Here is a 23,119-nt window from a genome sequence, read left to right on the forward strand (position 1 = left end):
AGAACCCAGACATGGGCAATATCAAACAAGACGCCATGCCGGTGATCCGCGATCTGCGGGATTTCGACCACCGCTCCGGCAACCTCCTCGAGCGGCTGGTGTTCAACTACCGCCCGCTGTTCATGCTGCTGATGGCGCTGGCCACCGTGGTGCTGGGCTTCATGGCCGTGACTCGCCTGGAGTTGCGCCCAAGCTTCGAAAAAATGATTCCGCAGAGCCAGCCGTACATCCAGAACTTCCTGGAAAACCGCGCTTCCCTGCGCGGCCTGGGCAACTCGGTGCGGGTGGTGGTCGAGAACACCCAGGGCGATATATTCGATCCCGAATACCTCGACGTACTCAAGCAGGTCAACGACCAACTGTTCCTCACCGAAGGCGTCGACCGCGCGTGGATGAAGTCGCTGTGGAGTCCGGCCGTGCGCTGGACCGAAGTCACCGAGGACGGTTTCCAGGGTGGCCCGGTGATGCCCGACACCTATTCGGGGCAGCCTGAGCAGATCGAACAGCTGCGCCAGAATATTTCCCGCGCCGGCATTGTCGGCAGCCTGGTGGCCAGCGACTTCAAGTCGACCATGCTGATCGTGCCGCTGCTGGACAAAGCCGCCGCTGGTGGTCAACGCATCAACTATCACGCGTTCTCGCAGATGCTCGAAGAGCAGTTGCGCGACAAGATCGAATACGCCGGCGACAGCGCTGCGCGTAAATCCGGGGTAGAAGGCAGCGGCCATTACAAGGTGCGGGTGATCGGCTTCGCCAAACTCATGGGCGACCTGATCGACGGCCTGATCCAGGTGATGATGTTCTTCGGCCTGGCCGTGGTCACTTCGCTGGTGATCATCTACGCCTACACCCGTTGCGTGCGCAGCACCTTGCTGGTGGTCGGCTGCTCGCTGATCGCGGTGGTCTGGCAACTGGGCATCGTCGCCTGGCTCGGCTACGCCATCGATCCGTACTCGGTACTGGTGCCGTTTTTGATCTTTGCCATCGGCGTGTCCCACGCGGCGCAGAAGATGAACGGCATCATGCAGGACATCGCCCGTGGCACCCACAAGCTGATCGCCGCGCGCTACACCTTCCGCCGTCTGTTCATTGCCGGCGTCACCGCGTTGCTCGCCGATGCCGTGGGCTTTGCGGTGCTGATGCTGATCGACATCCCGGTGATCCAGGACCTGGCAATCACCGCCAGCATCGGCGTCGCCGTGCTGATCTTCACCTCGCTGTTGCTGATGCCGGTGGCGCTGTCCTATGTCGGTGTGGGCGCGAAAGCCGCCGAGCGTGCGCTGAAAATCGACAACCGCGCCGAGAAGCACAAAGGCTTCGGCAAGCTGTGGGACGCGCTCGATCGCTTCACCACCGCCAAGTGGGCCACCGGTGCGGTGCTGGTCGCGGTGTTGATGGGCATTGGCGGTTACGTGGTCAGCCTGAACCTGAAGATCGGCGACCTGGAAAGCGGGGCGCCGGAGTTGCGCGCCGACTCGCGCTACAACCGCGACAACGCCTACATCACCCAGCATTACGCGCTGTCCAGCGACCTGTTCGCGGTGATGATCAAGACCGCGCCGGAAGGCTGCCTGAACTACAAGACCCTGGTCCTCGCCGACCGCCTGGCCTGGGAGCTGCAACAGTATCCGGGCGTGCAGGCCACCGCGTCGCTGGTCAACGCGGTACGTCAGATCACCGCCGGCACCTACGAGGGCAACCCCAAGCTCAACAGCATCCAGCGCAACCAGGACGTTCTCAACTACGCCGCGCAACAAGCCTCGGTCAACTCGCCGGAGCTGTTCAACACCGACTGCTCGCTGATGCCGGTGATCACCTTCCTCAAGGATCACAAGGCCGAGACCCTCGACGCGGTAGTGGCGATTGCCGACAAGTTCGCCAAGGAAAACAGCACCCCTGATCGCCAGTTCCTGCTCGCCGCCGGCACCGCCGGGATCGAGGCCGCGACCAACATCGTCGTACGCGAAGCCAACCGCACCATGCTGCTGTACGTGTATGCGGCGGTGACGCTGTTCTGCCTGATCACCTTCCGCAGTTGGCGCGCCACGCTGGTGGCGCTGTTGCCGCTGGTGCTGACCTCGATCCTCTGCGAAGCCCTGATGGTGGCCATGGGCATCGGCGTGAAAGTCGCGACCCTGCCGGTGATCGCCCTCGGCGTGGGCATCGGCGTCGACTACGCCCTGTACCTGCTCAGCGTGCAACTGCACTTCCAGCGCCAGGGCCTGCCGCTGTCCGAGGCTTACCGCAATGCGGTGTCGTTCACCGGCCGCGTGGTCGGGCTGGTGGGCATCACCCTCGCGGCGGGCGTGGTGTGCTGGGTCTGGTCGCCGATCAAGTTCCAGGCCGACATGGGCATCCTGCTGACCTTCATGTTCCTGTGGAACATGCTCGGCGCGCTGATCCTGATCCCGGCCCTGTCGTACTTCCTGCTACGCGAACGGGCACCCAAGCCTGGTTCTGTTGCGGCAGACGAAAACACTGAATCCACTGAACGTCCGGGCGTGCCACATGCCCTGACCACTTCCGAGTAAGCCAAGATGTCTGATTACAAAGCTCCCCTGCGCGACATGCGCTTCGTACTCAACGAGGTTTTCCAGGTGTCCCGGCTCTGGGCGCAATTGCCCGGCCTGGCCGACGTGATCGATGAAGAAACCGCCGCCGCCATCCTCGAAGAGGCCGGCAAGATCAGCGGCGAAGTGATCGCACCCTTGAACCGCGCCACCGACGAGCAGGGCTGCACCTGGAGCAATGGCTCGGTCAGCGCCCCGGACGGTTTTGCCCAGGCCTATCAAGCCTTCGCCGGCGGCGGTTGGGTGGGTGTCGGCGGTGATCCGCAGTACGGTGGCATGGGCATGCCCAAGGCTATTTCGGCGCAGGTCGAAGAGATGGTCAACTCGGCCAGCCTGTCGTTCGGCCTGTACCCGATGCTGACCGCCGGCGCGTGCCTGTCGATCAAGGCCCACGCCAGCGAAGAACTCAAGCAACGCTTTCTGCCGAACATGTACGCCGGCATCTGGACCGGTTCGATGTGCCTGACCGAAGCCCATGCCGGCACCGACCTGGGCCTGATCCGCACCCGCGCCGAGCCGCAGGCCGACGGCAGCTACAAGGTCACCGGCAGCAAGATCTTCATCACCGGCGGCGAGCACGACCTGACCGAGAACATCATCCATCTGGTACTGGCGCGACTGCCGGATGCACCGGCTGGCCCGAAAGGCATTTCGCTGTTCCTGGTGCCTAAAGTGCTGGTCAACGCCGACGGTTCGTTGGGTGACAACAACGCGCTGTCCTGCGGTTCCATCGAACACAAGATGGGCATCAAGGCGTCAGCCACCTGTGTGATGAACTTCGACGGCGCCACCGGCTGGATCGTCGACGCGCCGAACAAAGGCCTGGCGGCAATGTTCACCATGATGAACTACGAGCGTCTGGGCGTGGGCATCCAGGGCCTGGCGCAAGGCGAGCGTTCGTACCAGAACGCCGTCGCATACGCCCGTGACCGTCTGCAAAGCCGTGCACCGACCGGCGCGCAAAACAAGGACCACTCCGCCGACCCGATCATCGTGCATCCGGACGTGCGCCGCATGCTGCTGACCATGAAGGCCTTGAACGAAGGCGGTCGTGCGTTCTCCAGCTACGTCGCGCTGCAACTGGACACCGCCAAGTACAGCGAAGACGAAGTCACCCGCAACCGCGCACAAGAATTGGTGTCCCTGCTGACCCCGGTGGCCAAGGCCTTTCTCACTGACATGGGCCTGGAAACCACCCTTCACGGCCAGATGATCTTCGGCGGCCACGGCTACATCCGCGAATGGGGCCAGGAGCAACTGGTGCGCGACGTGCGCATCACCCAGATCTACGAAGGCACCAACGGCATTCAGTCCCTGGACCTGGCCGGGCGCAAGATCGTCGGCAGCGGCGGGGCGCTCTACCGCCTGTTCGCCTCGGAAATCCGCAACTTCACCGCCAACGCCAGTGCCGAACTCGACGAGTTCAGCAAGCCGCTGAATGCCGCCGTGGACAGCCTCGACGAGCTGACCGCATGGCTGCTGGACCGGGCCCAAAACAACCCGAACGAAATCGGCGCGGCCTCGGTCGAGTACCTGCACGTGTTTGGCTATACCGCGTACGCCTACATGTGGGCACGCATGGCCAAGGCCGTCATGAGCGGCGATGCCGAGGACGATTTCTACACCAGCAAACTGGCGACCGCGCGCTTCTACTTTGCCCGCTTGCTGCCGCGTATCCACTCGTTGAGCGCATCGGTCAAAGCCGGCAGTGACTGCCTCTACGAGCTGCAAGCCGATCAGTTCTGATCGAAGGACAAGGAACTCCAACCATGCTGAAAACAAAAATAATCCCGCCCGCCGACGGCGCTTATGCCTATCCCTTGCTGATCAAGCAACTGCTGCTGTCCGGCGTGCGCTACGAGCCGGGTCGGGAAATCGTCTACGCCGACAAGCTGCGCTACAGCTACCAGACGCTCAATAAGCGCATCCGCCGCCTGGCCAACGCGCTGACCGCAGCGGGGGTCAAGGCAGGTGACACCGTGGCCCTGCTCGACTGGGACAGCCACCGCTACCTGGAATGCTTCTTTGCCGTGCCGATGATCGGCGCGGTGCTGCACACGGTGAACATTCGCCTGTCGCCGGAGCAGGTGTTGTTCACCATGAACCACGCCGAGGATGACCTGGTGCTGGTGCATGACGATTTCCTGCCCCTGGTCGAGCAGATCCACGGACGGCTGGAAACCGTAAAAGGCTACCTGCAGCTCACCGATGACGAGGCGACCACGACCTCGCTGCCGGTGCTGGGCGAGTACGAGCACCTGTTGTCCCTGGCTCCGGACCAGTACGACTTCCCCGATTTCGACGAGAACTCGGTGGCCACGCTGTTCTACACCACCGGCACCACCGGCGACCCGAAAGGCGTGTACTTCAGCCATCGGCAACTGGTGCTGCACACCCTCAATGCGGTCGGCACCCTGGGCGCCTATCAGGGCCAGCCGCTGCTGCGCTCCGACGACGTGTACATGCCGATCACGCCGATGTTCCACGTGCATGCGTGGGGCGTGCCGTATGTCGCGACCCTGATGGGGCTCAAGCAGGTCTACCCCGGCCGCTACGAGCCCAATAGCCTGGTCAGGCTGTACCGCGAAGAGAAGGTGACCTTCTCCCACTGCGTGCCGACCATTTTGCAGATGATCCTCAACTGTGAAGAAGGCAAGGCGACCCGTTTCGACGGCTGGAAAATGCTCCTCGGCGGCAGTGCGCTGACCCTCGGCGTCGCCAGCGAAGCCAATGCCAAAGGCATGGTGGTACACGCCGGCTACGGCATGTCCGAGACCTGCCCGTTGCTGTGCCTGACGTACCTGCGCGACGAAGACCTCAAGCTATCCGCCGAAGCGCAACTGCCGATCCGCATCAAGACCGGCACGCCGGTGCCGATGGTCGACCTGAAGATCATCGACGCCGACGGCAACGACGTGGCCCATGACGGCGAGTCCCTGGGCGAGATCGTGGTGCGCGCGCCGTGGCTGACCCAGGGCTATCTCAACGCCCCGGACAAAGGCGCGGAGCTGTGGCACAACGGCTGGCTGCACACCGGCGACATGGCCTCGATCGACAAACTCGGCGGCGTGGAAATCAAGGACCGCATCAAGGACGTGATCAAGACCGGCGGCGAGTGGATCAGCTCCCTGGAACTGGAAAGCCTGATCAGCGAACACCCGGGCGTGATGTCCGTCGCCGTCGTCGGCATCGCTGACGAGCAATGGGGCGAGCGGCCGATGGCGATGGTGGTGGGGGAGCCGGGGCATTTCCTCGACCGCAAGATCCTCGAGACGCACCTGCAAGCCTTCGTCGACGGCGGGCGCATCAACAAATGGGCGATCCCCAAGCAGTTCAAGTTCGTTGCCGAAATTCCCAAGACCAGCGTCGGCAAGATCAACAAGAAGCTGATCCGGGAAACGGAAGCGAACTGAGGGGCAACCCAAAAACCTTGTAGGAGCGAGCCTGCTCGCGATGGTCGTTAACGATAACGCGTGTTATCTGGTTAACCACGGCGCTCTCGAGTCCATCGCGAGCAGGCTCGCTCCTACAGGAATCCATCGTCGTCAGGCGGTTTCTGGATAGCCCCATCGGCGTCATCTTTGCCATAGTCCCCGCTAAAGATAACGCCCCGTCGGTCGCAGTTTTCAGCACTTGTGCCAAGCTGAACGGGGTATTGAACCGCTGCGCATTCAAATGCCGGTCAGGCAAACCCCAGGAAGCCCATGATATGAACCTCAATCATGCAGCAAACGTCCGCCACGAATTCTACGAAGCCGTCTGGTTCTACTTCAAAGTGGTGTGGCCGATCTTCTCGATACTGCTGTTAGTGATGATTGCGTTTGGCCTCATCATCGCCCAACTGGAAGGGTGGAGCCCTGATGACGGGGTCTACTTCGCCTTCGTGACCGGCCTGACCATCGGCTACGGGGAGCTCGTACCCAAACTCGGCGTCTCGCGAGTGCTGGCGGTCCTGCTGGGCTTCAACGGCGTACTGATGACGGCGACATTCGCGGCGATCAGCGTGCGGGCGATTGAAGTGACCGTGACGGCGTCGAGGAAGAAGGAGGTCGAGTAAAGACGTGATGGCTGCGGCCGGTTACAAATGGCCACAGCCTGCGGGGGCTCAATGCGAGTGGCGGTGATGGATGTCGGGAAAGTGCGGGTGACTGTGGACTTCGGTGAGTGTTGGTGCACATGTCTATGGGGCTGCACACCATCCCACTCAAAATCATGTTCATGCTGGTGATGCTCATCATGAACCTGCTTGTGGTCGTGGATTTGCGGTTCGTGTCGATGTTCGTGTGAGATGAATCCACACCCCAAGCCCCATCAAGCCGGCAGCGATCCAGAACACCCAGGTCACGGTTTCACCGAAAAACAGGATGGCTATCGCGGCTCCCAGGAACGGCGCCGTAGAAAAGTACGCCCCGGTCCGCGCCGTACCAAGACCGCGCAACGCCAGGCCATGCCAGCAACACGCCCCCGGCGACAATGGCCCCGATGAACCACGGCCATTCAGGGGCTGTCAGGCCAGTCGGCTGCCGGCGCCGAACAGGGCAGCACATTCAACATCAATGTCGCCTGAACTGACGCCTTCGCGAGCAAGCCCGCTTCCACAGTTTTTTCAGCCAGCAGGCTGAGCCGGGATGCCAAGGGGCAGCGAAATGAATTTATAAAAGTGAGCGAAATTTGAAAGAGTAAATATTTTATTGCGTTATAGGCTTCAAATTCAGCTGTCTGTAATGGGGCAATAACCTGTTCTGCGGCTGCTGTATGTAAATGCCTTGCGTATTTAAAAATTACTCTGGAGATAAGTGGCGATGAACGTATCTAGTAGTCATGGCTTAAGGGAGATGTCTTTTGATACTGCCCAAAAAACTGTGCATAAAAGCGATATTAATAAGTTGGCTCGTAGTATAAATACTGTACTGCAAAGCGCCTCGGAAATGGTTGTGGAGCTCAAGAGTCAGAAGCCTTCTGCTGATAAGAAAATAACTAGCATGAGTGATGCTAAAGCTATTCGTCAGACCTTGTCTGATCAGTTGGTAGAGGTCAACGCCTGGAAAGCTCAATTAGGGCGGAGCTCTTATGAGCATGCAAGCTTTAAAGCAGACAGGTTAAACTCAATGGCCAAAAAAATAGACTCGGCTATCGATAATCTGAAGTCCGCTAAAAAAGCCGGTATAGATGGAAATCCATTCCTCGACGGGTTGCGTAAAGTAACAAATCAAGGAGAGGCTAAGGGTCTTAAACTAGATCAAGATCACAAGGGGAAGATTGGATGGGTGTTCGATGAGAACAATGTGAAGCAGTAAAGTAATAAGATCGATATCGAGTGCTTGGTGGTCGCTCCCGTGGCCACCAAGCTCTTCGAAATAGTTAGCCCTGCTGCAAGGGCTGAGCGAATACTAACCAAAAGCGGGTTGAGGGCTTTTCCTCAACCCTAGAATCTCCCACAGTTCCCCTGGTCTAAGCCTCCCAACCCGCCCCACTCACCGCCGCCTGCACCAGCGGGTGCAGATCCGCCCCTTTATGCTCCGTCTGCCAGGCCAACAACTCCTTGCGCATGCTCGGCGCCCAGTACATCTGCAGATGATTGCGCACGCCCAGCACCGCCTGTTCCTGGTCCGGTTGGGTGGCAAAGTACTGGCCGATCTGGTTGGCCATCTTGATCAGGTTGTCGGTGCTCATCGGCGTACCTCCGCTTTGGCGCCACGGCCCCGGTCCTTGAGCAGACGATGCTGTTCATCGCTGAATTCCTGGAAGCGCTTCTGCCACTCCGAAGGGTGATAAACGCGGCTGACTTCCACGGCCGTGACCTTGTACTCCGGACAGTTGGTGGCCCAGTCGGAGTTGTCGGTGGTAATCACGTTGGCGCCCGACTCAGGGAAGTGGAACGTGGTGTACACCACGCCCGGCGCGACCCGTTCGGTGATCCGCGCCCGCAGCACGGTCTGCCCGGCGCGGCTGCCGATGCCGACCCAGTCACCTTCGTTGATGCCACGGCTCTCTGCGTCCGTCGGGTGGATTTCCAGGCGGTCTTCGTCATGCCAGGCAACGTTTTCGGTGCGCCGGGTCTGCGCGCCGACGTTGTACTGGCTGAGAATGCGCCCGGTGGTCAGCAGCAGCGGATAGCGAGCGTTGACCTTTTCCTCAGTGGGCACGTAGCCGGTGAGCATGAAGCGTCCCTTGCCGCGCACGAACTCCTCGATGTGCATGGTCGGCGTGCCGTCCGGTGCCGCCGCGTTGCACGGCCATTGCAGGCTGCCGTGGCGGTCCAGTTCGGCGTAGCTGACGTTGGTGAAGGTGGGCGTCAGGCTGGCGATCTCATCCATGATTTGCGATGGATGCTGGTAATTCATCGGGTAACCCAAGGCATTGGCCAGGGCCACCGTGCCTTCCCAGTCAGCCTTGCCGCCCAGCGGATCCATGACCTTGCGCACCCGGGAGATGCGTCGTTCGGCGTTGGTGAAGGTGCCGTCCTTTTCCAGGAACGAACTGCCCGGCAGGAACACGTGGGCGAACTTGGCGGTTTCGTTGAGGAAAATATCCTGCACCACCACGCACTCCATGGCCGACAGGGCCGCGGTGACGTGCTGGGTATTCGGATCGCTCTGGGCGATGTCTTCGCCCTGGCAATACAGGCCCTTGAAAGTGCCGGCCAGGGCCGACTCGAACATGTTGGGGATGCGCAGGCCCGGATCGGGTTGCAGGGTGACGTTCCACGCCTGTTCGAACTGCGCCCGTACCACCTCGTTGGAGATGTGCCGGTAACCGGGCAACTCGTGAGGAAAGGAGCCCATGTCACAGGAGCCCTGCACGTTGTTCTGCCCGCGCAACGGGTTCACGCCCACGCCTTCGCGACCGATGTTGCCGGTGACCATGGCCAGGTTGGCGATGCCCATCACCGAGGTGCTGCCCTGACTGTGTTCGGTGACGCCAAGGCCGTAATAGATCGCCGCGTTGCCGCCAGTGGCATACAAACGCGCAGCAGCACGGATATCGGCAGCGGGTACACCGCAGATTGGGCCGAGGGCTTCCGGCGAATTTTCCGCGCGGCTGACGAACTCGCTCCAGTGGGCGAAATCACCAGGTTCGCAACGGGCATCGATAAAGTCCTGGTTGAGCAGTCCTTCAGTCACGATCACATGGGCCAGTGCGTTGAGCATGGCGACGTTGGTACCGGGGCGCAGGGCCAGGTGATACTCGGCGCGGGCATGCACCGTGTCCACCAGATCGATGCGCCGTGGATCGATGACGATCAGCCGCGCACCTTCACGCAGACGGCGTTTGAGCTGGGAGGCGAACACCGGGTGGGCGTCGCTGGGGTTGGCGCCCATCACCAGGATCACGTCGGCCTGCATCACCGAATCGAAACTCTGGGTGCCAGCAGACTCGCCCAACGTTTGCTTCAGGCCATAACCGGTCGGCGAGTGGCAGACCCGCGCACAGGTGTCGACGTTGTTGTTGCCGAACGCGGCGCGCACCAGTTTCTGCACCAGATAGGTTTCTTCGTTGGTGCAACGGCTGGAGGTGATCCCACCAATGGAGTCGCGGCCATATTTTTGCTGCAGGCGACGGAATTCGCTGGCGGCGTAAGTCACCGCTTCATCCCAGCTGACTTCCTGCCACGGGTCGCTGATGTGCTTGCGGATCATCGGTTTGGTGATGCGATCTGGGTGGGTCGCATAGCCCCAGGCAAAACGCCCTTTGACGCAGGAGTGGCCGTGGTTGGCTTGGCCATTCTTGTCCGGAACCATGCGCACCAGTTTGTCGCCCTTCATCTCGGCACGGAACGAGCAGCCCACCCCGCAATAGGCACAGGTGGTGATCACGCTGCGTTCGGGCTGGCCCAGTTCGACCACGCTTTTTTCCATCAGGGTTGCAGTAGGGCAGGCCTGCACACAGGCGCCGCAGGACACACATTCCGAGTCTAGGAAGTTATCCCCACCAGCGGCCGAGACCCGGGATTCAAAACCGCGCCCGGTAATCGCCAGGGCGAAGGTGCCCTGGGTTTCTTCGCAGGCACGCACACAGCGGTTGCAGACGATGCACTTGCTCGGGTCGTAGTCGAAGTAGGGGTTGGACGTGTCCTTCACCTCGGCCAGATGGTTGTCGCCCTCATAGCCATAACGCACCTCCCGCAGGCCAACCTGACCGGCCACGGTTTGCAGCTCGCAGTTGCCGTTGGCCGAGCAGGTCAGGCAATCCAGCGGGTGATCGGAGATGTACAACTCCATGACGTTGCGCCGCAGGGTCGCGAGCTTGGGCGTCTGGGTGTGCACGCTCATGCCTTCGCTGACCGGCGTGGTGCAGGACGCCGGATAACCGCGCATGCCGTCGATCTCCACCAGGCACATGCGGCAGGAGCCGAAGGCTTCCAGGCTGTCGGTGGCACAGAGTTTTGGAATGGTGGTGCCGAGCAGCGCGGCGGCGCGCATCACCGAAGTGCCTTCGGGCACGCTGATGCTGCGGCCATCGATGTTCAGGGTGACTTGCACCTGGCTGTCGCGGGCCGGCGTGCCCAAATCGATATCGGTGTTCGGGTCGAAGAGAGTGATCATTGCTCGGCCTCCGAGGCTTGCAGACCGAAGTCAGCGGGGAAGTGCTTGAGAGCGCTGGCCACGGGATAAGACGTCATGCCGCCCAACGCGCACAGCGAACCGTATTGCAGGGTGTCGCACAGGTCCTTGAGGATGATCACCTGCGCATCGCGACTGTTCTGGTCGGGTGCGGCCAGCAGACGGTCGATCACCTCGACACCACGGGTCGAACCGATGCGGCATGGCGTGCATTTGCCGCAGGATTCCTCGGCGCAGAACTGCATGGCGAAACGCGCCATGTGGGCCATGTCCAAGGTGTCGTCAGCCACCACCACACCACCGTGACCGAGCATCGCGCCGATGACGGCGAAGGCTTCGTAATCCAGCGGCGTGTCGAATTGCGAAGGTGGCACCCAGGCGCCGAGCGGGCCACCCACCTGCGCAGCCTTCAGCGGCCGGCCACTGGCGGTCCCGCCGCCGTAGTCTTCCACCAGTTCTCGCAAGGTCAGGCCAAAGGCCCGTTCCACCAGACCGCCGTGACGAACATTGCCCGCCAGTTGGAAGGGCATGGTGCCAAGGGAACGGCCCATGCCGTAATCGCGATAGAACTGCGCACCCTTGGCCAGAATCAGCGGCACCGAGGCCAAGGTCAGCACGTTGTGCACCAAGGTCGGCAGGCCGAACAAACCCTGCAACGCCGGAATCGGCGGCTTGGCGCGGACGATCCCGCGCTTGCCTTCGAGGGAGTCCAGCAACGCGGTTTCTTCACCACAGATGTAAGCACCGGCACCGACGCGCACTTCCATATCGAAAGCCAAGCCGCTGCCGCCGACATTGGCGCCCAGGTAACCGGCAGTTCGGGCAATGTTCAGCGCTGCGCGCAATGTCGCCACAGCATCCGGATACTCCGAGCGCACATAGATGTAGCCGAAAGTGGCGCCGACGGTAATGCCGGCAATCGCCATGCCTTCGATCAGCAGGAAGGGGTCGCCCTCCATCAACATGCGGTCGGCAAAAGTGCCGGAGTCGCCTTCGTCGGCGTTGCATACGATGTACTTCTGGGCAGCCTCGGTAGCGTGCACCGTGCGCCATTTGATCCCGGCGGGGAAGGCCGCGCCGCCACGGCCACGCAGGCCTGAATCGAATACCTCAGTCGCGGTCTGTTCGCCACCTAGGGCAATGGCTCTTTTCAAACCCTCGAAACCGCCATGATCCAGATAATCGTCGATGTACAGCGGCCGGGTGATGCCGGCGCGGGCAAACAGCAGGCGTTGTTGCGTCTTCAGATAGGGCAACTCTTCCACCAGGCCCAGCGCCAACGGATGGGCAGACGGATCGCCTTTCAAGGCTTCGAGCACTGACGGTACATCGTCAGCAGTCAGTGGGCCGAAGCCGAAACGGCCTTGCGGCGTGTCCACTTCCAGCAATGGTTCCAGCCAATACAGGCCGCGCGAACTGGTGCGTTGCAACTCAGACATAACGCGGCCCCGGCCATGGATGATAAGGGCTGCCGCAATTTCTTCGGCGCCTACGGCACGGGCCAGCGAGTCACGGGGCAGATAGAAAGCCGGCATCACGCGTCCTCCCGACAAGCATCGAGCAACGCATCCAGCCGCTCTGCGCTAAGCCGCGCATGCACCCGGCCATCCAGCTCCAGTGCCGGCGAACAGGCACACGCACCCAGGCAATAAACCGGACGCAAACTGATGCTGCCATCGGCACTGCTGCCGTGATCATCCAGTTGCAGCCGCTCGCGCAACTGCGCGGCAAGCTGCTCGGCACCACGACTCTGGCACGACTCAGCCCGGCACAGCCGCAGGATATGCCGCGCAGGCGGCGCGGTACGGAAGTCATGGTAAAAACTGATCACCCCACGCACCTCGGCCTGACTCAGATTGAGGGCATGGGCAATCTCGGGGACGGCGACATCGGGGACGTAACCGATGCGCTCCTGAATATCATGAAGAATGGGCAACAGCGCACCCGGGGTGCCCTTATGGCGCTCCAGCAGACTGTTGACCACAGGCAGGTGCAACATCTCATCAGGCATTCAGCAATCCTCACGGTCACGGACAAACCAGAAGGTCGTCGGTCGTCCGAAAGTGTCGGCTGCGGCACTCACACCACGTCACGGTATCGTGGATTTCAGGCCGGTGGCCAGGGCACCCTGAATGGGCATCTTGTTGTGCCCGGCACGGTCTTCGCCGCACCTCTACTGGGCATAAAGGGCAGCTTGCCACGCGGCTGTTGATCGACCTGCACCAAAGCGACGTGTTCGGTTCTGCCTACGACTATCCATTAAGTCTAGATGAGTGCCGCGAGGGGCGTTCACACAGTGGCCTAATGCCCGGAGGGCTTGTCGATGGGTGATGTATAGCAAGCATTACAGGGGAGAAACAGCATCAGATGTGTGGGGCTTTCTCAGGTGCAGAAGCGTTGACGTATTCCCTGTGGGAGCGAGCCTGCTCGCGAATGCGCCAGCCCAGACAGCATCAATGTTGAATCAGTTGCCTGGCGATACCTGCTCAGTTGAAAAAGCTGGCTATAACAGCCGTGGGACCACTCACCGGCGCCATGTGGTTGAACGCACTATTCTTATGTTTTTATGGAAGCCAGAGGGGGAATGGAACGCCCATCACAGACCCGACGATAGCTGTAAATATGAGCGGAGCAATGACCATGGAATACGACGACAAACTCATTGAAGACGCCGTGCTTGCCCTGTTGGCAACCTTCAGTTTCGACAGCGGCAACGCCTGGAAAGGGTTCGACTTCGAGGTCATGAACCGACTGCATGAACATGGTTTCATCAGTGATCCGGTGAACAGGAAAAAATCAATTTGGTTAACGGAGGAAGGATTGGAGCGCGGTCGGCGGATAGCCGGCCAGTTGTTCGGTGTGAAAACTCAAGGTGAATGAGTCCAGCTAAGCGCCGCCCAACCAGCATCAATACTAAAGGCGTACCGAATTCACAAACCAGTCACACACTTGGGCCAAATAATGCCTATCAGCTCACCGCAATCCCTGTGGGAGCGGGCTTGCCCGCGAAGGCGCCAGCCCAGCCACCACAAAAAGCCGAACTGAAACCCAGTCCCTTGTAGGAGCGAGCTCGCTCCCGAAAAACGCAAGCCATTCACATTTCCTGCTGAATGCCCCCGTCTAACGCACCCAAGCCCGCTCTCACAACGTAATGCCTAACTTCTGAAACCAAAAGCTATCCCGACACTTCGCCCACTACGCCTCGGCCTTAGCGCCCGACCGCTTAGACGCCACCTCACTATCCCGATCCCTCGTCAACACCTTCACCGCATCATCCACCAACGCCTTACTCATCGAAGTCAGATAATGCGCAGCCCAAGCATGACGGTCAGTGTCTCTGGCATAAGCAGCATCTTCAGTGAGCGTCTTAGCCAGGAACAGAAAATCAGAAGCCATGGACAACGCATCACCAAGAGGAACCCCGCGAGTGACATGAAACAGCGCTTGATCCGCACAGTAGATCGCAGGCGTCAGGCCGATGGTTTTGAGTTCAGATTGTTCAGTCATTGGCCACCTCCGAGGATGGAGAGGCAATGGGGGGGTTACGCGATTGGGAACTGCGTTGAGGGGAAAGCCAAATTTCAAACGGATTGATACTGCGCATTATCCAACTCCTTGATATGAGGAGCTGCCACGTTCGTTTCCACACGAATGGGTGACAGCTGTGCGCAGGGTGGAAAACCGGGAATCAAGGAAACCGGCACGCCCGAAGACGTCCCACGCACAGCCGCCATAACTCACGCCGCAGGCATAAAAAAAGCGCCGGCAGGCATGATGGGGGCGCTGTTGCGCCTTGAATTACACGGGTTTCCACACCCGGTCGCTGAATTGGCAGCGACGGTGGGGAGGTTATCGTGCAGATCGTTTTGCTGCAACCTTCAAAGGCTTCGATCCCAAACCATCCGAGACGGAAACTTTGGTTTATATCTCACCGGGAGAGCTAACTAAAATACTGCCTGTGTTGGGCTGCTGTTAGGCACAAAAAGATGTTATCCCTAAAATTCGCATCGGCAAGAAGCAGGCGTTTAAGCTGTACTTTCTACCATCCAGAATAATAATCGACGTTGAGTTTTTTACTGGGTGAAGTCTGATTTTAGTGTGTGGACTGCTGGTTTGTATCGGCTCGCCTTCTAGTTATCCATAATTTTGAAGTGGCGGATCACAGCCTCTGGTAAGCCCTGGACTTCGTGCAGCATTAACACTATGTGCCTAGCTTTTGTTGTGTAATATTCAATGATTGGTGCGTATTTGCCTTCTTGACTATACGGATGTCGTATCAGAAAGCTGTGCAGTGCAATTATTTGATTTCGCAGCTCTCTTACTGTGGACTCTACAATTGAACCAGGCTGGCGGGCAATATAGACGAATTGAGTGTAGGAGTCAGAGTTTCCTAATACACCAGCGCCTCGCTCGGCCTCCGCTACCATGTGATGTATCTTCAATTTGTCAGTGCCTACGCCTCCCACCACGATCTCCATTAACTCCCTAATTCTTGAATCAATGTCTTTAATAACTACAAGAACCTCTTCCGCTTGCCTGTCAATGGATAGTTGTCTCACTTGTTTTATTTGTATATCAAGGGACCAAAGCACGCCGAGGAATGCGAAGAGTGCGAAAACCGGATTCAAAATTCCACCGAAATAATCGCCGAAAGCTCCCCAGGTGGCTTGATCGGGAACGCGATTGAGCCCAAACATATCTAAGTATGCCGTGACAATTGCGGCCATAAGGAGGAGGGCGGCGCAAAAAATCATCACCGGTATTTTTGAATTCATGAAATCCTCTGCATCAGGTATTTTATATTGTTGTGCTAAAGTAAACTTGGTTCGTTTTTTAGAAAATATTTTGATGTTCGGTATTGATCTGGCATGCTTGAATGTGGACTCATTATTCTTTTTTGGATAATCCAGTCTCAATGGTCATCGATTAAAAAGTGGTTCGGATATAGGGGGCGCTGAAGATAATATCAATCCAATCGTGACTCAATTAGGTCTTTCATTGGTTTTAGGTCATCGCTGAACTCTTTTGATATAACACGGCACATTTGTTGTAGTACTTGCTCTTTGTCCAATCCTATGTGCGACGCTATTTCGAAAAATTCATTATGTTTTCCAGCCTGTAAGCCATATTCAAGAACCTCAAGTACCCGGTCCTCTTCCAGATCTAGAGCAGCAGATACAAACGCAGGAACTTCCATGCATTTTTGTATGATCCATGCTTCTGGCCAAGTATTTCCTGGTAAATATTCAGCCCTGCTGGAAAACCACTCATCAAACTCTTTTGTAGGGTTTTCCGCCATCTTGCGTGCGTGATTAAGATTGTCGGATCGTAAAGGTCTTTGATCTCCATCGAATATAGCAATTGTTGGTCTTTCCTCTCCACGCACATTCAAAGCAGCAAGCTGCTTTGCTATTGCTGTAGCCGAGCCAATTACTGATATTTTGATTCGCGCCCGAATGTGAGATGGTAGACATGCTTGAACAAGCGCACGAGCGACCTCATCTTCTACAAATAAATCGAGTTCTTGATTTTCTTTCGCGCCAAGCTTGGCGAAGGCAAATTCAGGGGAGATTCCTGGGGTTAATTTAGTCTTGCCCCTGATCGACTCTATGAAGTACCTTGCATCGTCAGGCAGGCATTGAAAAATTTCCTTTGAGTGAGTAGTGCAGATAACTTGGGTCCCAGTTTCTTTACAAACCTCCTTAAGTTTTGTCATGAAGTTACGTTGTGCCTTTGCGTGCAGTCCGAGTTCTATTTCGTCGAGCACTAGAAGGGTGTTTCCTTGGCAAGAGTATATGGTTGAAAAGATTTCAAAAAGCGCGTTTTCGCCCGCTCCCATATTGAAGCCAGAGTAGGTAAGGTCGCCTACTGTTACCACTGGTAAACTATAACGAGCATGCTCCAGATGCATGTACTCATCGTATTTTTTTCCTAAAATAAATCCTACTGTGTCTTTGACTTTTCCTTCCCAGCCTTTTGCTGCTATATTTTTAAATGATTTTGAGTATGAGCGAGACTGGCTTCTTTCGGAGTGTGGAACTATTCGTTCGATCCCCAAGAAGACTACATTCTTGTGAACTCTCGAGTCATAGTTATTCCATTTTCCGCCTTTGTTTTTCTTTCGGATTTGATAGCCGATTCCTCTGCCGTCGGGAGTGCGTTCGTCTTTTGAAAGATAATCTAAGGCAAAGAAGTAATGTATCTCTATGCCTTGTGGTGGAACTTCATTGGTGTGCTGTAAGAAAAAATCTGAGAAGGTGTAATAGCTATTTTTTCTCTTAGCTAATTTAAAACCTTTTTTAATGTTGTGGTAAGCGCAGCAGGCCAAAGCAAGAATGGTTGATTTTCCTGAACCATTCGCACCTGCAAATGCGGTTATAGGATAATCAAAAGTTACGTCTAGAGAGCTTATTCCGCGAATTGCACCTTCAGTGATAGTTATTTGTCGCAATAGTCTCTTTGAGTAGTCGTTGGTGAACCATTGTCGGAGCTCTTTATCTAATTTGCTTTCTCTATATTTCACACGACTACCCTACGTAAATGTTGACAGTAGGCAGTTGGCCACTACGCCTAACGCTAATGCTTTCGATGTGAATTGTCTAGGGAGTCCTTTGGCGAAATTTTTTAGATTTCAGCTCGGTCGCTCGGGCTTAAAAAATGATTTCCGCCTGTCCGCTTTGGCTTGAGGCGGACTTGGATAATGTAAGTAGGGGGAAAACCTGGGAAAGGGGACGTGGAAAAGGTGGCGGCTATTGGGCATTTCCGCTTTTAGATCACCGACCTTCATTCATTGAATGTCATTCAAATAACTCTTGAGCGCGATGAGCGGACCATCAAGCTGCTCCATCGCCTGAATCCCAGCAAACTCCCCCGCCAACCTCCCCAACTCCCGCCCCAACGGCTTATCCACACCCCCAATAGCCTCCAACGCCAACCCCACACACTCATCCACCTTCACCTGAATCCCCTCAACATCCCCCCGTCGCACCAGCAACTCAAACACATCCCGCTGGTAGTCACCCATGACCAGATCGTCACGCAAAATCGGGCTTGAATCTTCCGATTCATAAGCCAGTTTGAGGGAGAAGAGGGCGACGGTTTCCAGGTGTAATTCCATGGGGGGGAATCCTTGTGAAATGTTCCGGCGGTGCGGGTGGTGTGGAAGGGCAGGGTCAAAGGCATCGCCAGCAAGCCGGCTCCTACAGGTGGGCGGCGTGGCAATCACTTTATTGCGGACGAAAAAAAAGGCCTTGCTAAGCAAGACCTTTCTTAATTTTGGTGCCCCGAGGGAGACTCGAACTCCCACTCCTTTCGAAAACGGATTTTGAATCCGCCGCGTCTACCAATTCCGCCATCAGGGCTCAATGGCGGCGAAGTATAGAGATGAGATAACCGCTGGTCAATCAGGTACATGGAGAATTTTTGATATTTCCGCTAGACTTCCCGGCCCTGCTAGACGACACCCCATCATGCGCGTTGCTGACTTTACTTTCGAGCTCCCTGATTCGCTGATCGCCCGCCATCCGCTGGCCGAGCGGCGCAATAGTCGCCTGTTGACCCTGGATGGGGTCAGCGGCGCCCTGGCACACCGTCAATTCACTGATTTGCTGGAGCATTTGCGCCCCGGCGACTTGATGGTGTTCAACAATACCCGGGTGATTCCGGCGCGGCTGTTTGGCCAGAAGGCTTCTGGCGGCAAGCTGGAAATCCTGGTGGAGCGGGTGCTCGACAGTCATCGCGTGCTGGCCCATGTGCGTTCCAGCAAGTCGCCCAAGCCTGGGTCGAAGATCCTCATCGACGGCGGTGGCGAGGCCGAGATGTTGGCGCGGCACGATGCGTTGTTCGAGCTGGGGTTTGCTGAAGAGGTGTTGCCGCTGCTCGACCGCGTCGGGCACATGCCGCTGCCTCCTTATATAGACCGCCCGGACGAAGGCGCCGATCGCGAGCGTTACCAGACGGTCTACGCCGAGCGTTTGGGCGCGGTGGCGGCGCCGACGGCGGGGCTGCATTTCGATCAGGTGCTGATGGAGGCGATTGCCGCCAAGGGCGTCGAGACTGCGTTCGTGACCCTGCACGTCGGTGCTGGCACGTTCCAGCCGGTGCGCGTCGAGAAGCTTGAAGACCACCACATGCACACTGAATGGCTGGAAGTCGGCCAGGACGTGGTCGATGCCGTGGCCGCCTGCCGCGCTCGCGGTGGTCGCGTGGTGGCGGTGGGGACCACCAGCGTGCGTTCCCTGGAGAGCGCCGCCCGCGATGGCGTGCTCAAGCCGTTCAGCGGCGATACAGACATTTTCATTTACCCTGGCCGGCCGTTTCATGTGGTCGATGCCCTGGTCACCAACTTCCATTTGCCCGAATCCACGCTGTTGATGCTGGTTTCGGCGTTCGCCGGTTATCCCGAAACCATGGCTGCCTATAGGGCCGCGGTCGACAACGGATACCGCTTTTTCAGCTACGGTGATGCGATGTTCATCACGCGTAATCCTGCGCCGACTGCCCCTAAAGAATCGGGCCCCGAGGAAACTGTATGAGTCGCACCTGTCGTATGTCTTTCGAGCTGCTGGCCACTGATGGCAAGGCTCGTCGCGGTCGTTTGACCTTCCCGCGCGGTACCGTCGAGACCCCGGCCTTCATGCCGGTGGGCACCTACGGCACGGTCAAGGGCATGCTGCCACGGGATATCGAGGCGACCGGCGCTGAAATCATTCTGGGCAACACCTTCCACCTGTGGCTGCGCCCGGGCACGGAAGTGATCAAGAAGCACGGCGACCTGCACGATTTCATGCAGTGGAAAGGCCCGATCCTGACCGACTCCGGCGGTTTCCAGGTGTTCAGCCTGGGCGCCATGCGCAAGATCAAGGAGGAGGGCGTGACCTTCGCTTCCCCGGTCGACGGCGCCAAGGTGTTCATGGGCCCGGAAGAGTCGATGCAGGTCCAGCGTGACCTGGGCTCCGACATCGTGATGATTTTCGACGAGTGCACGCCGTACCCGGCTGACGAAGACGTCGCGCGTATCTCCATGGAATTGTCCCTGCGTTGGGCCAAGCGTTCGAAAGAAGCCCATGGCGAGAACACGGCGGCACTGTTCGGCATCGTTCAGGGCGGCATGCACCAGGACCTGCGCATGCGCTCCCTGGAAGGCCTCGACCAGATCGGCTTCGACGGCCTGGCCATCGGCGGCCTGTCAGTGGGCGAGCCCAAACACGAAATGATCAAGGTGCTGGATTATCTGCCGGGCATGATGCCGGCTGACAAACCTCGTTACCTTATGGGCGTTGGCAAACCGGAAGACTTGGTTGAGGGTGTGCGCCGCGGTGTGGACATGTTCGATTGCGTGATGCCAACCCGTAATGCCCGCAATGGGCATCTGTTCATTGATACCGGCGTGCTGAAGATCCGAAACGCGTTCCATCGCCATGATGATTCGCCGCTCGATCCGACCTGCGATTGCTATACCTGCCAGAACTTCTCCCGCGCTTATCTGCATCACCTGGACAAGTGCGGCGAAATGCTGGGAAGCATGCTCAATACCATCCATAACTTGCGCCATTATCAAGTGCTTATGGCTGGTTTGCGCGAGGCTATTCAACAGGGTACATTGGCCGCCTTTGTCGATGCCTTCTACGCCAAACGCGGGTTACCTGTTCCGCCTTTGGACTGAGTTTTCTGACCCCAAGATTCAACATTTGCAACTGGAGTGCTAAATGAGCTTTTTTATCTCGAATGCCATGGCTGATGCTGCTGCACCTGCTGCAGGCCCAATGGGTGGCGGTTTTGAGTGGATTTTCCTGGTCGGTTTCCTGGTCATCTTCTACCTGATGATCTGGCGTCCACAGGCCAAGCGCGCCAAAGAGCAGAAAAACCTGCTGAGCAGCCTGCAAAAAGGCGACGAAGTTGTGACCACTGGCGGCATCGCCGGCAAGATCACTAAAGTGGCCGACGATTTCGTCGTTCTGGAAGTTTCCGACACCGTCGAAATGAAATTCCAGAAAGGCGCCATCGCTGCCACGCTGCCAAAAGGCACGCTGAAAGCGATCTAAGTTTCAACTTCATCTTCAATCGACGGGGCGCGCAAGGCGCCCCGCGTCATAAACGGGCGGCGTGATGCTGAACAAATATCCTCTGTGGAAATACATTCTGATCCTGGCGGTGCTGGCGGTCGGTCTGATTTATTCCGCTCCCAATCTTTATCCTGATGACCCGGCCATTCAGGTCAGCGGTGCAAGCACTGCGCTGCAGGTCAATCAGGCTGATCTGGATCGTGTGAGCGTTGCGCTCAAGGAATCCGGGATCAACGTCAAGGCTGCCACGCTGGCTGCCAACGGCAAGGGCGGGCTGATTCGCCTGACCAAGGCTGAAGACCAGCTGCCGGCCAAGGACGTTGTACGCAAGGCATTGGGTGATGACTACGTCGTTGCACTGAACCTGGCACAAACCACCCCGCAATGGCTGCGCAACCTCGCTGCGCACCCTATGAAGCTGGGTCTGGACTTGTCCGGTGGTGTGCACTTCCTGCTGGAAGTGGACATGGACAAAGCCCTCGACGCACGCCTGAAAGTCTACGAAGGCGATGTAAAGAGCCTGTTGCGTAAAGAGAAACTGCGCTATCGCAGCCTGCCGCAACTCAACGGTGCCATCCAGCTGGGCTTCGCTGATGAAGACAGCCGTGAACAGGCCCGTGTGCTGATCCGCAAGAACTTCAACGATTTCGACATTGTTCCGGCCGACCTCAATGGTCAGGCGGTACTGCGTCTGGCGATGACCCCGGCCAAGCTGGCGGAAATCCGCGAATACTCCATCAAGCAGAACTTGACCACGGTACGTAACCGCGTCAACGAGCTGGGTGTTGCCGAACCGATCGTCCAGCGCCAGGGCGCCAACCGCATCGTGGTTGAGCTGCCGGGCGTGCAGGACACCGCAGAAGCCAAGCGTATCCTTGGCAAGACGGCCAACCTCGAGTTCCGCCTGGCCGCTGAGCCTGGCGCTTCGAAAGCCACTTCCGAGGAATTCGAGTTCCGCGAAGGCAAGCGTCCTCCTGCGCTGATCGAGCGTGGCCTGATCATCACCGGTGACCAGGTGACTGATGCCAAGGCTGGCTTCGGCGAGCATGGCACGCCGGAAGTGAACATTCGCCTGGATGGTCACGGCGGTGAGCTGATGAGTCGTGCGACCCGTTCGAACGTCGGTCGCAGCATGGCGGTGATCTTCATCGAACAGCGTCCGGTGACCACCTACACCAAGCAAATGGTCAACGGCGTCGAGAAAGACGTGCCGGTCCAGACTTTCAAGGAAGAGAAAAAGATCATCAGCCTGGCGACCATCCAGTCGCCGCTGGGTGCTCAGTTCCGTATCACTGGCCTGAACGGCCAGGGCGAGTCGTCCGAGCTGGCGCTGCTGCTGCGTGCCGGTGGTCTGGCTGCACCGATGTACTTCGCTGAAGAGCGCACCATCGGTCCAAGCCTGGGTGCGGACAACATCACCAAGGGTATCGACGCTTCGCTGTGGGGCATGCTGTTCGTCTCGCTGTTCATCATGGCCATCTACCGCTTCTTCGGCCTGATCGCCACCGTCGCACTGGCGGTGAACATGGTGATGCTGCTGGCCCTGATGTCGCTGCTGGGTGCAACGCTGACCCTGCCGGGTATCGCCGGTATCGTGTTGACCATGGGTATGGCGGTCGACGCCAACGTGCTGATCTTCTCGCGGATTCGTGAAGAGATCGCTGCGGGCATGACCATCCAGCGGGCAATCAACGAAGGCTTCGGCCGGGCATTCACCGCGATTCTCGACGCCAACCTGACCACCTTGCTGGTCGGCGGCATCCTCTTTGCCATGGGCACCGGCCCGGTCAAGGGCTTCGCAGTGACCATGTCCCTCGGGATCTTTACCTCGATGTTCACGGCCATCATGGTGACCCGCGCGATGGTCAACCTGATCTTCGGCGGTCGTGACTTCAAGAAGTTGTGGATTTAAGGGGCTGCC

At 58.1% G+C, this 23,119-nt stretch carries 18 protein-coding genes, 1 tRNA gene and 1 pseudogene; 10 read left to right on the top strand and 10 right to left on the bottom strand.

Annotated features, from left to right (window positions below; genetic code table 11):
* Positions 1-11 precede the first annotated feature (11 nt).
* The 4 genes from QMK54_RS04930 (at position 12) to QMK54_RS04945 (ending at position 6,627) form a co-directional block, all read left to right on the top strand.
* Positions 12-2,531: an efflux RND transporter permease subunit gene (locus tag QMK54_RS04930; protein ID WP_110661916.1), complete on the top strand. Its 2,520-nt coding sequence runs from the start codon at positions 12-14 to the stop codon at positions 2,529-2,531.
* Positions 2,532-2,537: 6 nt separating this feature from the next.
* Entirely contained in the window at positions 2,538-4,316 is a 1,779-nt protein-coding gene (locus QMK54_RS04935; RefSeq protein WP_320402158.1) for an acyl-CoA dehydrogenase C-terminal domain-containing protein, read from the top strand.
* Positions 4,317-4,339: 23 nt separating this feature from the next.
* Complete coding sequence (locus tag QMK54_RS04940) at positions 4,340-5,983, top strand: fatty acid--CoA ligase (protein ID WP_110662223.1); 1,644 nt, start codon at positions 4,340-4,342, stop codon at positions 5,981-5,983.
* Positions 5,984-6,279: 296 nt separating this feature from the next.
* Positions 6,280-6,627, top strand: coding sequence for a potassium channel family protein (locus tag QMK54_RS04945; RefSeq protein ID WP_320402159.1), 348 nt, complete (start codon positions 6,280-6,282; stop codon positions 6,625-6,627).
* A gap of 48 nt (positions 6,628-6,675) precedes the next feature.
* Here QMK54_RS04945 and QMK54_RS04950 read toward each other — a convergent pair.
* Positions 6,676-7,014 (bottom strand): annotated as a pseudogene (locus tag QMK54_RS04950) (EamA/RhaT family transporter); the annotation flags it as partial.
* Positions 7,015-7,372: 358 nt separating this feature from the next.
* Here QMK54_RS04950 and QMK54_RS04955 point away from each other — a divergent pair.
* The gene (locus tag QMK54_RS04955; protein WP_223594183.1) at positions 7,373-7,867 is read left to right on the top strand and encodes a hypothetical protein; all 495 of its coding nucleotides are present in this window, start codon (positions 7,373-7,375) and stop codon (positions 7,865-7,867) included.
* 154 nt (positions 7,868-8,021) lie between these two features.
* Here the strand turns inward: QMK54_RS04955 and QMK54_RS04960 are convergent, their stop codons facing one another.
* From QMK54_RS04960 to QMK54_RS04975, 4 genes are read right to left on the bottom strand one after another with little or no spacing between them, the layout of a single operon-like run.
* Positions 8,022-8,243 carry a formate dehydrogenase subunit delta gene (locus tag QMK54_RS04960; RefSeq protein WP_110660085.1) on the bottom strand — a complete coding sequence of 74 codons (222 nt, stop codon included), beginning with the start codon at positions 8,241-8,243 and terminating at the stop codon, positions 8,022-8,024.
* Positions 8,240-11,116, bottom strand: coding sequence for a formate dehydrogenase subunit alpha (gene fdhF / locus QMK54_RS04965; protein WP_320402160.1), 2,877 nt, complete (start codon positions 11,114-11,116; stop codon positions 8,240-8,242). Before fdhF ends, QMK54_RS04960 begins: the two co-directional genes overlap by 4 nt.
* The gene (locus QMK54_RS04970; RefSeq protein ID WP_320402161.1) at positions 11,113-12,669 is read right to left on the bottom strand and encodes a formate dehydrogenase beta subunit; all 1,557 of its coding nucleotides are present in this window, start codon (positions 12,667-12,669) and stop codon (positions 11,113-11,115) included. The genes fdhF and QMK54_RS04970 overlap by 4 nt, the downstream gene beginning before the upstream one ends.
* Entirely contained in the window at positions 12,669-13,145 is a 477-nt protein-coding gene (locus QMK54_RS04975) for a formate dehydrogenase subunit gamma (RefSeq protein ID WP_223531430.1), read from the bottom strand. Before QMK54_RS04975 ends, QMK54_RS04970 begins: the two co-directional genes overlap by 1 nt.
* Positions 13,146-13,774: 629 nt before the next feature.
* On the opposite strand from QMK54_RS04975, the gene QMK54_RS04980 reads away from it, so the two are divergent.
* Entirely contained in the window at positions 13,775-14,014 is a 240-nt protein-coding gene (locus tag QMK54_RS04980; RefSeq protein ID WP_320402162.1) for a DUF6429 family protein, read from the top strand.
* Between the two features lie 315 nt (positions 14,015-14,329).
* On the opposite strand, the gene QMK54_RS04985 is transcribed toward QMK54_RS04980, so the two are convergent.
* From QMK54_RS04985 to QMK54_RS05005, 5 genes are all read right to left on the bottom strand, one after another.
* On the bottom strand, positions 14,330-14,641 hold the full coding sequence (locus QMK54_RS04985; protein WP_320402163.1) for a DUF3077 domain-containing protein: 312 nt from the start codon (positions 14,639-14,641) through the stop codon (positions 14,330-14,332).
* A 623-nt stretch (positions 14,642-15,264) separates the two neighbouring features.
* Positions 15,265-16,050, bottom strand: coding sequence for a hypothetical protein (locus tag QMK54_RS04990; RefSeq protein WP_320402164.1), 786 nt, complete (start codon positions 16,048-16,050; stop codon positions 15,265-15,267).
* A 50-nt stretch (positions 16,051-16,100) separates the two neighbouring features.
* The gene (locus QMK54_RS04995; RefSeq protein ID WP_320402165.1) at positions 16,101-17,657 is read right to left on the bottom strand and encodes an ATP-dependent nuclease; all 1,557 of its coding nucleotides are present in this window, start codon (positions 17,655-17,657) and stop codon (positions 16,101-16,103) included.
* A gap of 264 nt (positions 17,658-17,921) precedes the next feature.
* Positions 17,922-18,251 (bottom strand): hypothetical protein, encoded by a 330-nt coding sequence (locus tag QMK54_RS05000; RefSeq protein ID WP_320402166.1) that lies wholly within the window; start codon positions 18,249-18,251, stop codon positions 17,922-17,924.
* A gap of 159 nt (positions 18,252-18,410) precedes the next feature.
* Positions 18,411-18,495 (bottom strand) — tRNA-Leu (locus tag QMK54_RS05005).
* A gap of 108 nt (positions 18,496-18,603) precedes the next feature.
* Between QMK54_RS05005 and queA the strand changes: the two genes are divergently transcribed.
* The 4 genes from queA to secD all read left to right on the top strand — a co-directional run bounded on the left by queA (position 18,604) and on the right by secD (position 23,110).
* On the top strand, positions 18,604-19,668 hold the full coding sequence (queA, locus tag QMK54_RS05010) for a tRNA preQ1(34) S-adenosylmethionine ribosyltransferase-isomerase QueA (protein ID WP_223595169.1): 1,065 nt from the start codon (positions 18,604-18,606) through the stop codon (positions 19,666-19,668).
* A gap of 14 nt (positions 19,669-19,682) precedes the next feature.
* Positions 19,683-20,798 (top strand): tRNA guanosine(34) transglycosylase Tgt, encoded by a 1,116-nt coding sequence (gene tgt / locus QMK54_RS05015; RefSeq protein ID WP_160387208.1) that lies wholly within the window; start codon positions 19,683-19,685, stop codon positions 20,796-20,798.
* A 43-nt stretch (positions 20,799-20,841) separates the two neighbouring features.
* Complete coding sequence (yajC, locus tag QMK54_RS05020; protein ID WP_007982729.1) at positions 20,842-21,177, top strand: preprotein translocase subunit YajC; 336 nt, start codon at positions 20,842-20,844, stop codon at positions 21,175-21,177.
* A gap of 64 nt (positions 21,178-21,241) precedes the next feature.
* On the top strand, positions 21,242-23,110 hold the full coding sequence (gene secD, locus QMK54_RS05025) for a protein translocase subunit SecD (RefSeq protein WP_110660600.1): 1,869 nt from the start codon (positions 21,242-21,244) through the stop codon (positions 23,108-23,110).
* Positions 23,111-23,119: the final 9 nt, after the last annotated feature.

Source organism: Pseudomonas sp. P5_109, assembly GCF_034009455.1.
Classification (GTDB): Bacteria; Pseudomonadota; Gammaproteobacteria; order Pseudomonadales; family Pseudomonadaceae; genus Aquipseudomonas.